This window comes from Rhizobium fabae (genome assembly GCF_003985135.1).
In the GTDB taxonomy this organism is placed as follows: domain Bacteria; phylum Pseudomonadota; class Alphaproteobacteria; order Rhizobiales; family Rhizobiaceae; genus Rhizobium; species Rhizobium pisi.
The window spans coordinates 109335-122726 of the sequence record NZ_ML133648.1 but is presented as its reverse complement, the minus strand read 5'-3'; the positions used below and the strand labels follow the sequence as shown (position 1 = coordinate 122726).

11 protein-coding genes and 1 riboswitch are annotated in these 13392 nt (G+C 61.7%); of the genes, 4 read left to right on the top strand and 7 right to left on the bottom strand.

Translation table 11 applies throughout. From position 1 onward, the window contains the following. From uca to EFB14_RS09155, 7 genes are all read right to left on the bottom strand, one after another. A complete protein-coding gene (gene uca / locus EFB14_RS09185; protein WP_126824659.1) occupies nucleotides 1–3540 on the bottom strand; it encodes an urea carboxylase in 3540 nt (1179 codons plus the stop codon). A 3-nt stretch (nucleotides 3541–3543) separates the two neighbouring features. Further along, complete coding sequence (locus EFB14_RS09180) at nucleotides 3544–4194, bottom strand: urea amidolyase associated protein UAAP2 (protein ID WP_125848011.1); 651 nt, start codon at nucleotides 4192–4194, stop codon at nucleotides 3544–3546. Between the two features lie 12 nt (nucleotides 4195–4206). Next, entirely contained in the window at nucleotides 4207–5028 is an 822-nt protein-coding gene (locus EFB14_RS09175) for an urea amidolyase associated protein UAAP1 (protein WP_125847811.1), read from the bottom strand. Continuing rightward, a complete protein-coding gene (locus EFB14_RS09170) occupies nucleotides 5025–5855 on the bottom strand; it encodes an ABC transporter ATP-binding protein (protein ID WP_125847813.1) in 831 nt (276 codons plus the stop codon). Before EFB14_RS09170 ends, EFB14_RS09175 begins: the two co-directional genes overlap by 4 nt. Beyond that, complete coding sequence (locus EFB14_RS09165; protein ID WP_125847815.1) at nucleotides 5852–6670, bottom strand: ABC transporter permease; 819 nt, start codon at nucleotides 6668–6670, stop codon at nucleotides 5852–5854. The genes EFB14_RS09170 and EFB14_RS09165 overlap by 4 nt, the downstream gene beginning before the upstream one ends. A gap of 62 nt (nucleotides 6671–6732) precedes the next feature. Continuing rightward, nucleotides 6733–7806, bottom strand: coding sequence for a putative urea ABC transporter substrate-binding protein (locus EFB14_RS09160; RefSeq protein ID WP_125847817.1), 1074 nt, complete (start codon nucleotides 7804–7806; stop codon nucleotides 6733–6735). Nucleotides 7807–7881: 75 nt separating this feature from the next. Further along, nucleotides 7882–7989, bottom strand: a riboswitch (guanidine-I (ykkC/yxkD leader). 213 nt (nucleotides 7990–8202) lie between these two features. Then, a complete protein-coding gene (locus tag EFB14_RS09155) occupies nucleotides 8203–9123 on the bottom strand; it encodes a helix-turn-helix domain-containing protein (RefSeq protein ID WP_126824656.1) in 921 nt (306 codons plus the stop codon). A gap of 86 nt (nucleotides 9124–9209) precedes the next feature. On the opposite strand from EFB14_RS09155, the gene EFB14_RS09150 reads away from it, so the two are divergent. From EFB14_RS09150 to EFB14_RS09135, 4 genes are all read left to right on the top strand, one after another. Continuing rightward, the gene (locus EFB14_RS09150; protein ID WP_125847821.1) at nucleotides 9210–10484 is read left to right on the top strand and encodes an extracellular solute-binding protein; all 1275 of its coding nucleotides are present in this window, start codon (nucleotides 9210–9212) and stop codon (nucleotides 10482–10484) included. 83 nt (nucleotides 10485–10567) lie between these two features. After that, nucleotides 10568–11428, top strand: coding sequence for a carbohydrate ABC transporter permease (locus tag EFB14_RS09145; RefSeq protein WP_125847823.1), 861 nt, complete (start codon nucleotides 10568–10570; stop codon nucleotides 11426–11428). Continuing rightward, nucleotides 11425–12261 (top strand): carbohydrate ABC transporter permease, encoded by an 837-nt coding sequence (locus EFB14_RS09140; RefSeq protein ID WP_125847825.1) that lies wholly within the window; start codon nucleotides 11425–11427, stop codon nucleotides 12259–12261. The genes EFB14_RS09145 and EFB14_RS09140 overlap by 4 nt, the downstream gene beginning before the upstream one ends. Before the next feature lie 13 nt (nucleotides 12262–12274). After that, complete coding sequence (locus EFB14_RS09135; RefSeq protein ID WP_125847827.1) at nucleotides 12275–13357, top strand: ABC transporter ATP-binding protein; 1083 nt, start codon at nucleotides 12275–12277, stop codon at nucleotides 13355–13357. Nucleotides 13358–13392: the final 35 nt, after the last annotated feature.

Genomic DNA, 13392 nt, shown 5'->3' with positions numbered 1-13392 from the left:
TCAGCATTCCTCCAGGACGACGATGATATCGCCGGCTTTGACGTTTCTTCCCGGCCCAGCGCGCAGGTCGCGGACGCGGCCTGCCGCATGGGCGGTGACGTTGATTTCCATTTTCATCGATTCGATGATGGCAAGTGTATCGCCGGCCGCAACCGGGGCGCCCGGCTCGACCAGCAATTTCCAGATATTGCCGGGCACGGCGCTGGCAACCCCGAAGCAGCCGTCGGGAATATCCCCATCCGGGCTTGCACCCGTACCTTCATCGGTGACGAAGCTGTCGAGCCCCTCTTCCTTCCAGCGCTGGCGCTCGGCATCGAAGGCGGCCTGCTGGGTTGCCTTGAAGCGGCCGATCGATGCCGCGTTCGCCTGCAATTCTTTCTCATAGGCGGCATAGGAGAATTCCGTCTCCTCGATCCTGACCGGATAGCCGCCATGCGGGAAGGCGGCACGCGCCTCCGTCAGCTCCTGATTGCTGACCGGGAAGAAACGGATCTGGTCGAAGAAGTTGAGAAGCCAGGGTTTTCCTCTGGCAAAAGCCGGCGTCTCCCGCCATGTGTTCCAGACCTGGATGGTGCGGCCGAAGAGCTGATAGCCGCCCGGTCCCTCCATGCCGTAAATGCACATATAGGCGCCGCCGATGCCGACGGCGTTCTCAGGCGTCCAGGTGCGGGCGGGATTGTATTTCGTCGTCACGAGGCGATGGCGCGGATCGGTCGGGGTCGCAACCGGCGCTCCGAGATAGACGTCGCCGAGACCGAGTACGAGATAGCTCGCATTAAAGACGATATCGCGGACGGCCTGTTCGTCGGGAAGACCGTTGATGCGGCGGATGAACTCGATATTCGACGGGCACCAAGGCGCGTTCGGGCGCACGAGTTCCTGATACTTGCGCATCGCAAGCTCCGCATCCGGATCATTCCAGGAGAGCGGCAGATGCACGATGCGGCTTGGCACCTTGACCTCCTGTGCAGGGGGAAGCGTCGCCTCGATCTCGGAGAGCAGGCCGAGCAGGCGACGGCGCGTCAGCTGCGTGCCGTCATAGTGGATCTGCAGCGAGCGGATGCCGGGGGTGAGGTCGATGACGCCGGACAGGCGGGCCTCGATGACTGCCTGCATCAGCAGGTGCACCCGCAGCCGCAGCGCGATATCGAGCGTCATCGGGCCATATTCGACGAGCAGATTGTCGTCGCCCTGGCGGCGATAGACGACGGAAACCGGACCGTCTTCGCCGACGCCGACGATCGGCGAACCCGTCTCTTCTGCGGCCCGCCGCACCGCCGGACCGGCAATCGGGTCTTCCGGACGCGCCACGGCATGGAAACGGATGCGGTCGCCGGGCTTGAACTGGCCCATCTTCCACTGCTCCTCACGCGCGATCACAGCCGGACAGACGAAGCCGCCAAGGCTCGGACCATCCGGACCGAGGATAATGGGCATGTCGCCGGTGAAATCGATCGCCCCGATCGCATAGGCATTGTCATGCAGGTTGGAGGGGTGCAGCCCGGCCTCGCCGCCATCCCTACGCGCCCATTGCGGGGCCGGGCCGATGAGGCGAACACCGGTGCGGGCGCTGTTGAAATGCACCTCGTAGGCCGTCGAAAACAGCGTCTCGATATCGCTGTCCTCGAAGAAGTCAGGCGCCCCATGCGGGCCGTAGACCACGCCGACATCCCATTCGCGCGTCAAGGCGGCGGGCTCGACAGCTGGGTTAGCCGGTTCGGCTGGCGCCTGCCGGGCAAAATGCAGCACATGCCCCATCTTCAGTGTGCCGGTGGCGTTGCCGCCAAACTGGCCGAGGCCGAATGTCGCGCGCGAGCCAAGCACGACGGGTGCTGCAAAACCGCCGGCGACGGCGAGATAAGCGCGCTGCCCCGGTCCTTCGATCGTGCCGATCGACAGAACCTGGCCGGCCTGGATCGTGACTAGTTCGCCGTGCGGCAGTTTTACGCCATCGCATGTCATTGACATCCGGGCGCCCGCAAGCGCGATCGTCTGATCGGCATAAAACCGCAGTGTCGGGCCGGAAACGGTCAGTTCCAGTGCGGCCGTCACATCGGTATTGCCGACCAACCGGTTGGCATGGCGGAAGGAGCGCTCATCCATCGGTCCGCTCGGCGGCACGCCGACATGCCAGAGGCCGAGCCGGCCCGGCAGTTCCTGAATGCTCGATTGCGCACCCGGAGCGAGTACCTCGACGACATCGGGAACGAAGGCGAAGTCGCGCAGCGCCGTTGTCGCGACCTTGGCGCCGGCAAGAAGTTCGGACGCGGCGATGGTCCTGAGATAGTCGAGATTGGTCTCGATGCCTGAAATCGATGTCGCCGCAAACGCTGCCTTCAGCTTCTCGATCGCCGCCGGCCGGTCTTCCGCCGCCACGATCAACTTGGCAAGCATCGGGTCATAGAAGGGCGTCACCTCGGTTCCCGTCTCGATCCAGCCGTCGACGCGGGCATCATTGGGGAAAACGACCTCGGTCAACAGGCCGGCACTCGGGCGGAAATCGGCATGCGGCATCTCGGCATAGATCCGCATCTCGATCGCAGCACCCTTCGGCTTCAGGGCTCCCGCACCCGAGAGTACGTCCTCGCCCGCCGCCTGCCGGATCATCCATTCGACGAGATCGATGCCGAAGACGGCTTCCGTGACGGGATGCTCGACCTGCAGGCGGGTATTGACCTCGAGGAAATAAAATTCCTCGCGCAGGGGATCATAGATGAATTCGACGGTGCCGGCCGATTCATAGGAAACCGAGCGTCCCAGATCGACCGCCGCCTTGTGCAGCCGCACCCGTATTTCCGAGGAAAGGCCGGGGGCAGGGGTCTCCTCGACCACCTTCTGGTTTCGCCGCTGCAATGAACAGTCGCGCTCGCCGAGCGCGATCACTCTGCCCTTGCCGTCACCGAAGATCTGCACCTCGACATGGCGCGCTTCCGCAACGAAACGCTCGATATAGACACGCGCATCGCCGAAGCTGGCTCGTGCGGTTCGCTGCACGCTTTCGAAGGCGGCTTCGAGACCTGCCGCATCGGCGCAGAGCTGCATGCCGATGCCGCCGCCGCCGGCCGTGCTTTTCAGCATGACGGGATAGCCGACGGTCTCTGCGGCCGACAGCGCTTCTTCGACGTTCTGCAAGAGATCGGTGCCGGGCAGCAGCGGCACGCCGCTCGCTTTCGCCAGTTCGCGCGCCGTGTGCTTCAGGCCGAAGGCCGACAGATGCTCCGGTCGCGGGCCGATGAAAGCGATGCCTTCGGCGGCGAGCCGCTCGGCAAAGCCGATATTCTCCGAGAGGAAGCCGTAGCCTGGATGCACGGCCTCAGCCCCCGTCACCTTGCAGGCGGCGATGACGGCATCGACATTGAGATAGCTCTCAGCGGCAGGCGCCGGGCCGAGGCGCACGGCCTCATCGGCAGTCAGCGCCGGCTTGGAAAACCGATCGGCATCGGAATAGACGGCAACCGAAGCGATGCCCATCCGCCTCAATGTCCGGATAACCCGGACGGCGATTTCGCCGCGATTGGCGATGAGGACCTTGGTGAACATCAATCAGTCCTCGCCGTCCCAGATCAGCACCCGGATCGGCGTCGGATCGAAACCGTTGCAGGGATTGTTGATCTGCGGGCAATTGGAGATAACGCAGAGCACATCCATGTAAGCCACCAGCTCGACATAGTCCCCAGGCGCAGAAATGCCGTCGACGATGGTCATCTCGCCATTCGGCTTGATCGGCACGTTCATGAAGAAGTTGATGTTCGGCACGATGTCGCGCTTGCTCATGCCGTGCCTGGTCACCTCAAGGACGAAATTGTCGCGGCAGGCATGCAGGTATTTCGTGCCGTGACCGAAGCGCACGGTGTTGCTCTCGCAGGAGCAGGCGCCGGCTGAGGTATCGTGCCGGCCACAGCTGTCGGCTGTCATGACAAGCATGACGTTGCCTTCGTTCGAGATAATCTTCGTGCCGGTGCCGATATAGGCGCCACCTTGTGCCCGCATCGTATCCTGGTTGGAATAACGCTCGGCAAAATCATCGGCGCGATAGAACAGCGTGTCGATCGCCTGCTGGCCATAGCTGTCTTCGATGCGGATCGTCTGGCCCTTGCGGACGATGCCAGACCATGGCGCTTCGGCCGGAATGAAATGATCCTGAACGGCATTTTCGAGGCTGCGCGAAGCTGAAGTCTTGATGAAATCGTTCATCATCGTCTCTCCTCAGGCCAGCATCGCGGCGTTGTTCTCGAAGCCTCGAAGGGCTTCGGCGGTCGCCGTGCGTGCGAGATCGTCGACTGCGGGCACGGATGCGCGAAAGCGCGTGACGATGACAGGCTTCGGCGCATAGACCGGGTCGGGATCGAGGGGATGCGGGCAATTCGAGAAGCCGACGATCATGTCCATCTCGGCGCGCAGCTCGGCATAATCGCCGCTGTTGGAGAGCTTGCCGCGCCAGTGGAAGCCACCGTCATCGTCGACGCGGACAGGAGCGAAGAGATTGAGAATCGCAGGAATGTCGCGCCTGGCAAGACCGAGCTTGCCGGCAACGAGCACGAGATTGTCGCGGGTGTTGCGGGTCTTGGCGCCGGGATATTTTGCGGCGTTCGAAGCCGCCGTCGAGCCGCCCATCAGGCAGTCATGGGCACCGGAACTATCCTCGATCAGCGAAAACATCACCCGACCCATATCCGAGAAGATAACGCGGCCCTTGCCGAGAGCAGTCGTCCACTGCACCTTGACCGTATCGACAAGATTGAGCCTTTCGCTGGTGTCGGCAGCGTTCCAGGCGACAAGCGCCACGGTCGATCCGCCTTCGCCCTGATCGATACGGAGCGCCTCGCCGCACTTCAGCGCGGTCGACCAGTACCAGCCGCCGGGGATGGTTTCCTGGTGGATGATCGCGGCCGCATCGATGGCGGGCGCGGGCAGGGGGCTCGGCGCCGGCAGGGCCTTCGGGGCGAATTCCAACCCCTTCTTCTGATGTTCCTCGTAACGCTGCCGGTTGGCGGCGATTTCTTCGGGCGAACGCCTGACATGCATCATGGTTTTTCTCCTGACGGACTGGAAGCCGGGTCGTCCCGGCGAAGGCCCAGAGAAATGACCGGGCCGTCCCGGTCGGGGCTGAAGACGGAGGGCGCGCCGGCAAGCCTCGGCGGCCAGATCGAAATGTCCTTGGTAATGGTCGCGCCGTAGCGCTCCTTCTCTTCCGGGCGGTCACGCCGCCGCTCGAAGGCGACGACGCGCGTCGCCAGCGTGAAGGCCTCGCGCATGTCGTGCGTCACCATGACGACGGTCATCTGCGTTTCGTGCCAGAGCCGCTTCATCAAGGTATGGATTTCGGCGCGAATGCCGGGATCGAGCGCACCGAAGGGTTCGTCGAGCAACAGCACCTTCGGCTTCATGATCAGGGCCTGCGCCAGCGCCAGGCGCTGCTGCATGCCGCCGGATAGTTGCGCCGGATATTTGTCCTCGGCGCCGGAAAGGCCGACTTCGGCAATCAGCCGCCGAGCCTCGTCGACCGCGCTGCGACGAGCGGCGCCGAAAAGCTTCGCCTTGTAGCGGGAGGCGGAGAATTCCCGCCCGAGCAGCACATTGCCGAGCACGGTCAGGTGCGGGAAAACGGAATAGCGCTGGAAGACGACGCCACGATCCGGTCCCGGCTCGGCCGGCAGGGGTTCGCCGTCAAGCAGGATCGTGCCCCGCGTCGGCCGCTCCTGGCCGAGCAGCATGCGCAGGAAGGTCGTCTTGCCACAGCCGGACGGGCCCACAAGGGCGACGAAGGCCCGCGAGGCGACCGTCAGCGACACCTGTTCGAGCACGATCTGGTTGCCATATTCCTTCCAGACCTTTTCGATCACCAATTCGCTCATGCCTGCTTCTCCAGCTCAGACCAGGGGAAGACGGCGATGCGGATGCGATCGAGGATGTAGTTCATGACCACGGCGAGCAGCGTGATCCAGACGACATAGGGAAAGATGATATCCATCGAGAGATAGCGGCGGACGAGGAAGATGCGGTAGCCGAGACCGGAATCCGACGAGATCGCTTCGGCGGCGATCAGGAACAGCCAGGCGGGGCCGAGCTGAAGTCTGAGGCAGGTGATCAGTCGGGGCAGCACCTGCGGGAGCACGACGCGAAGGCCGATCTGCCAGGACGAGCCGCCGAGTGTTTCAGCCTTGACGATCTGTTCGCGTGGCAGTTCCAGCGCCTTCAACGCGAGGTCGCGGATCATTGTCGGTGCGACGCCGATGACGATGAGCGTGATCTTGGAGGCTTCGCCAAGTCCCATGGCGATGAAGAGGATCGGCAGCAGCGCCAGCGGCGGCACCATGGAAATAACAGCGACGAAAGGCGAGAGCAGCGCCCTCATATAAGGCAACATGCCGATCAGCATGCCGATGACAAGCGCGGTGATCGTGGAGATGCCGAGGCCGGCAAACAGGCGCACCAAGCTCGCCCCAGTGTCGGACCAGAGCAGATATTCGCCGGTGCGCGGATCGGCGACGAAGACCAGGCGATCAATCGCATCGGCAAAACCGGCAAAACCGGGCAGTAGCTTATCGTTGGCGTTTTCCGCCAGCCGCGCCGCCGAGCCGAAAGTGTAGGCAACGATCAGCAGCACGAAGGGCAGCAGCGTCAGGGCAAGCTGCGCGCCCCGGCTCGGCCTCGTATTGATCCAGCGCATAGGGAAGCTCCGCTTATAAAGGATGGCGGCGCGGGCAAGCCGCGCCGCTGCTTAAACATCGCTCAGAGCGAAGCGTCGGCGGCAGCCTTCATATAGCTCTCGGTGAAGCGCAGCTTGACGTTGCCGCTGTCGCCGAGAATTTTGCCGTCCGGCATTTCGATGCCGATCACATCAGCGGACGGCGCGCCATTGCCGAGCAGACCCTTTTCGAACAGGAAGTTGCGGACGAGATCCATCGTCTTCGGCAGGCTGCCCGACGCAGTAAATGCGACGGCATCGGCCGGCTTGGCGAACAGCTTGGTGGCGGCAAGCTGGGCTTCGAAGCCCTTGAGATCCGTGCCCGATGCCGAGCCCATTGCCTCCCGCGCAGCCTTGCCGTCGGCGCTGTCGGCCGTCAGGAGTGCTGCGGTCTCATACCAGATGCCGGCAAGTGCCTTGCCGAAATTCGGATTGTCCTTCAGCACGCCCGTATTGGCGACCATCAGGTCGATGATCTCGCCCGGCACCTGCGAGCTGTCGAAGACTTTCTTGGCCGTGGGATCTTCGAGAATGGTCGAGACCAGCGGGTTCCAGGTGACGACGGCGGTCACGTCAGCCGTCTTATAGGCGGCGACCATATCGGCATCGGAGGTGTTCACAACCTTCACATCGCGCTCAGTCATCTTGATGCCTTCGAGCGCGCGGGCCAGCAGGTAGTGCGAGACGGAGAATTCGACGAGGTTGACGTTCTGGCCCTTGATGTCGGCAAGGCTCGCCTTGTCCTTCAGGATGACGGCATCATTGCCGTTCGAGAAGTCGCCGACGATGACGGCCGTCGTATCGACGCCGCCGGCAGCCGGGATCGACAGGCCGTCCATATTGGTGAGGGTCACGGCATCGAACGCGCCTGCCGTATACTGGTTCATCGACTCGACGTAGTCGTTGAATTGGGTGACCTCGATCTTGATGCCGTATTTGTCGGCCCATTTCTTGACGATGCCGTGATCGGCCGCATAGCCCCAGGGCATCCAGCCGACGTAGATCGACCAGGCGACCTTGAAATCGGTCCTCTGCGCTGCATCGGCCCAGGTGCCCAAGCCCAGCATCAGGGAGGCAGTCAAGGCGGTGATGGAAAGAAGCTTCGAAAAAGTCTGCATTTGAAATTCCCCTTTTGCTTTTCTCAAAAAGGGATCGGCAAAGACCATCGCGCCGCCAATCCCTTGGCTTACGAGGTCTCCCGGGCTTTTGTCCCGCCGTGCATCCAGCGGGATGTCTCCCCACCGGCGGCAGCTCTCGGACCAGTCACGCCTCGCGACGTCGGAACCCTAGCCACCAACTCTGCAACTATCGCAGCAAAAGGCGTGCCAAATGACAAAGCATTGATTTTATTGAGCGGACAGTCAGTCTCATTCCTTGGGAAGTCGCACAGTGCATGCACTTGCACAGAAAATGTGCGCCTCATGCCATCAGCTTGGGCGCTGATCTCCTATGCTCCGTCAAAAGCCAGGAGAGCAGAGAGAAATCAGAATGCCGATCTGCGAACGGCCTTCGCGCTAGTTCCGGAAAGCGCCGGCGGGGATGGTCGTCACCAGCCTGATATCGCGGCGAAAATCCGACGGCGACATGCCGGCGATGTGGCGGAAGGACTTGTTGAAGGCGCTGATCGAGCCGAAGCCGCTGTCCATCGCCACCTGCAGCACGTTGGCGCCTTCGCTCATCAGCATCGCCTGAGCACGCGAGAGCCGCAGCAGTGTCACATATTTGCTGAGCGTCATGCCGGTCGATCGCTTGAACAGGTTCATCGCATATTTCGGATGCAGGTCGGCGGCGCGAGCGATATCGACCGAATCGATATCCTGCAGGAAGTTGGCGGCGATGAAATCGCACATGCGCGCGACGCTCCGCGACGAATGCGGCTGCGGCTGATCGCTTTCGAGACTGACGGCCGTCTTCGACGTCGTCATCGAATAGGGTTCGAGCGCGATGCGCTCGATGCGCAGCAGCAACTCGTCGACGGCATGCTGGGCCTTGGCGGGATCACCCGAGTTCACATATCGGACCCAGCGGGTGAAATTCTCGTTGTCGGCGGCATCCGTTGCCGAGGTCAGCAGCGTCTCGCCCGTCATCAGCCGGCTTGAGATGTTGATCGGCAGCCGCAGCCGGAAGAAATAGACGAGCGGCAGGTGCGCACCGGCATAGAGCGAATCATCCGAGGATTCATCCATCTGATGCGGCTGGCCTCCCCAGAAGAGGCACATCTCACCAGCGTTCAGCCGGAATTCGTGGTCGTTCATGAGGTAATGCACGGTGCCGCGCATCACATAGTTGACCTCAACCTGAGCGTGCCAGTGGGGCATGGCCATGATAGGCGGATGGGCTTGAAACATCTGCAGCGCTGTCGGCGAACCCTCAATGCTGCTTGCGCCGGGCTGGTAGATTGCACGCGTATCGACCTTACTTTCCGCCAAATCCATGTTCCCTTTTTAGGAGACAATCGCTCCCTTGCAGATAGTTTAAGCCCGTTCGTGAAAGATCGGCAATTGAAAAGGGAGGATTTTCAATGCGCTTCAAACTTCTTGCTGCGACCACTGCTGTCGCACTGCTCGCATCCGGCTCCGCATTCGCGCAGTCGGCCAATCTCACCATCTGGAGCTGGAATGTCGCCGCATCGGCATTGAAGTCCACGCTTGCAGGCTTCAACAAACAATATCCCGATATCAAGATCACCGTCGAGGACCTTGGAAACGGCCAGGTCTTCGACAAAACGCTCGCAGCGTGTGCTGCCGGCGGCGACGGCTTGCCCGATATCGTCAGCATCGAGAATTTCGAGGCTGAAATCTTCTGGAGCCGCTTCCCGGATTGTTTCGCAAACCTGAAGGAGCTCGGCTACACCCCCGACATCCAGGCGAAATTCCCTGACTTCAAGCGCACCGAACTTGAGGTCGGCGATGTCGCTTACGCTATGCCGTGGGATTCCGGCCCCGTTGCCATCTTTTACCGCCGCGACCTCTACGAAAAGGCCGGCGTCGATCCGAGCACGATCAGCACCTGGGACGATTTCATTGCCGCCGGCAAGAAGATTTCCGCTGCCAATCCCGGCGTCATCATGGCGCAGGCGGATTTCAACGGCGACAGCGAATGGTTCCGCATGATCGCCAACGAGCAGGGCTGCGGCTATTTCTCGACCGACGGCCAGAATATCACCATCAACCAGCCGGCCTGCGTCGCCTCGCTTCAAAAAGTGAAGGAAATGAAGGACGCCGGCACGCTGACGGCGGCCAACTGGGACGAAAAGATCCAGGCCAATACCGCCGGCAAGGCCGCAAGCCAGATGTATGGCGGCTGGTATGAAGGCACCGTGCGCTCGACATCACCCGATCTCAAGGGCAAGTGGGGCGTCTACAGAATGCCGAGCCTGACAGCCGATGGGCCGCATGCCGCCAATCTCGGCGGTTCTTCACTCGCCATTTCGGCAACGTCCGCAAACAAGGAAGCGGCCTGGAAATTCGTCAACTACGCCCTCGGCACCAACGAGGGTCAGGTCACGATGCTGAAGGAATTCGGCCTGGTACCGTCGCTGCTTTCGGCCGAGAAAGATCCTTTCGTCAATGAGGCACAGCCCTATTGGGGCGGCCAGAAGGTCTGGGCCGATATCCTGGCGACGCTGCCGAAGATCGTGCCGAGCCGCGGCACCGCCTTCCAGAGCGATGCCGAAGCCATCTTCAGGGCGACGCAGACGAAGTTCTTCGCCGGCGGCTACCCCGATGCCAAGGCGGCTCTCGACGATGCCGCCAAGCAGATCGCTTCTGCGACCGGCCTTCCGATCGCGCAATGAATGATGACGCCGGGCGCTTCAGGCGCCCGGCTTCCCCCGGCTTTGCGGCCGGTCATTCGTTCGTTTCGTAAGGAGGAGGCTGAATGCCGTTCAGAACCCGGAGCGCCTATGCGTTCCTCGCTCCCTATCTGCTGGTTTTCGCCGCCTTCTGGGTCTGGCCGATTATCGATTCGTTCCTGATTTCCTTTCAGAACACACGCATCAACCCGTGGAAATATAGTTTTCAGGCCAATTGGGGTCGGCTCTTTTACGATCCGGCTTTCTATAACGCGCTTTACAACACGCTGGTCATCCTGGTGATCCAGGTGCCCGTCATGATCGCACTTGCGACTGTTATGGCGGTCCTGCTCAACTCGCCGCTCTTGAAAGCGCGCCCGCTCTTCCGCTTCGCCTTCTTTGCGCCCGTCGTCGTCGGCGAGGTTGCCTATGCCGCCGTGTTCCGGCTGATGTTCAGCCTCGATTTCGGCGTCATCAACAAGCTGATTTCAGCCGCCGGCTTCAGTCCGGTGTCATGGTTCGACAATGCCAACGCCGCTATGGCGGTCATCATCCTGGCGGTCACCTGGCGCTGGGCGGGCTATAACGCCATCATCATCCTTGCCGGCCTGCAGGCGATTCCCGATGATGTCTACGAGGCGGCGACGCTCGACCGGGTCAGCAAGGTGCAGCAGTTCTTCCACATCACCCTGCCGCTCCTGAAACCGATCATCCTCTTCTGTGTGGTCCTCTCGGTCATCGGCACCATGCAGCTCTTCACCGAGCCCTTCCTCATCACCAATCGCGGTGGTCCGGGCGGCGGCACCGAAACGATGGGCCTCTTTCTCTACCGTCAAGGCTTCACTTCGCTCAATTTCGGCTATGCCTCGGCGATCGCCTATACGATGGCGGCCCTTGCCGTAACGATCTCGTTCCTCAATCTCTGGATCGGGAGAGATCCGAAATGAAATCCAAATCGCAATCCCTCCTGCTGCGGCAGATCGCGCTGCACGCCGCGCTGGCGCCGCTTGCACTCATCTGGCTGTTTCCGCTCTGGATGATGTTTGTCTTCTCGACCATGCCGGACAACGCCATCTTCAATCCCGAAATCGTGCTCTGGCCGTCGACCAACTTCGTCGAAAATTTCAAGAACCTGCAGGCCGATACCGATTTCATCGGCGCGATGGTGATCTCGATCGGCGTCGCGATCATATACACCTTCCTGTCCGTATTTCTGACCTCTATGGCGGGCTGGGCGCTGGCGCGTTACCGTTTCGTCGGCCGCTCGATCATCATCGCCATCATCCTCGGCACGATCACCTTGCCGTTTTCCGTGGTCGTCATCCCGCAATTCATCATGGTGGCGCGCGAATTCCGGCTGGCGAACACCTGGGTGGCGCTGATCGTGCCGCCGCTCTTCAATTCGCTCGGCGTGCTGTTCATGCGGCAATCCTTCTCGATGATGCCGGGCGAACTCTTCGATGCTGCCCGCGTCGAGGGCGTCAAGGAATGGCAGATCTTCCTGCGCATTGCCCTGCCGCTCGCGCGGCCGACCATGGCGGCGCTCGCGATCATCCTCTTCCTCGCCTCTTGGAACAACTACCTCTGGCCGCTGCTGATCAACTCCAGACCAGGAATGATGACGGCGCCGGTGGCACTTGGAACGCTGATCGGCCTCACCAAGGTGTCATGGGGCGGCATCATGGCCGGGGCCGTGCTGCTGACGGCACCGATCCTCGTTGTCTTCGTGGCTTTGCAACGTCACTTCATCGCCGGCATCGCGGCCGGCGCAATCAAATAATCCGGGAGGCCGCATGGCAGAGCTTTCACTCAGCAATATCGTCAAGCGCTTCGGCGGCTTTGAGATCATCCATGGCGCCAATCTGGAGGTGAAGGACGGCGAATTCGTCGTCTTCGTCGGCCCATCCGGCTGCGGCAAATCCACCTTGCTGCGAATGATCGCCGGCCTCGAGGACATTACCTCAGGCGAGCTTCGGATCGGCGGCAGGGTCGTTAACGACGTCGAGCCCGCCGACCGCGGCATCGCCATGGTATTCCAGTCCTATGCGCTTTATCCGCACCTGACCGTCGAAGAGAATTTGAGCTTCGGCCTGCGCATGAACGGCAATCCGAAGGCCGATACAGAGCGGCGCGTGCGCCATGTCTCCGAGATCCTGCAGATCGCCGAGCTGATGAAGCGGCGGCCAAAGCAGCTTTCCGGCGGCCAGCGCCAGCGCGTCGCGATCGGCCGCGCCATCGTCCGCGAACCCGAGGTCTTCCTGTTCGACGAGCCGCTGTCGAACCTGGATGCCGAATTGCGCGTACAGATGCGCGTCGAAATCTCCAGGCTGCACAAGCAGCTCGGCACGACGATGATCTACGTCACGCATGACCAGACGGAAGCGATGACGCTCGCCGACAGGATTGTCGTGCTGCGCGCCGGCAATATCGAGCAGATCGGTGCGCCGCTCGATCTTTACGACGATCCCGCCAACCAGTTCGTCGCCGGCTTCGTCGGCTCGCCGAAGATGAATTTCCTCAAGGCCGTGGTAGTCGAGACCCAGCCGGGCAGGGTGGTGATTGCGCTGGAAAGCGAGGCCGATACGCGCCTGGCGATGCCCATTGCCGATCCTGTCGAAGTCGGAGCAAAGGTCACGCTCGGCATTCGTCCCGAACATTTCGTCGATGCGGGCGAGGGCGACGCCGATCTCGTCGTCAGCATCGACGTCGCCGAACATCTCGGCAATACCAGCTACATCTACGCCGCCATCGGCAGCGAGCAGCTGATCATCGAACGGCCGGAGTCGCGCAGCGCCGGCAATCGCGAAACCCTGACCGTCGGTCTTCCCGCCAGCCACACCTTCCTTTTCGACGGCGCCGGCAGACGGCTTCGCTAAACCAATCCCAAGGCAGAAAGACGAAAGAGGACTTT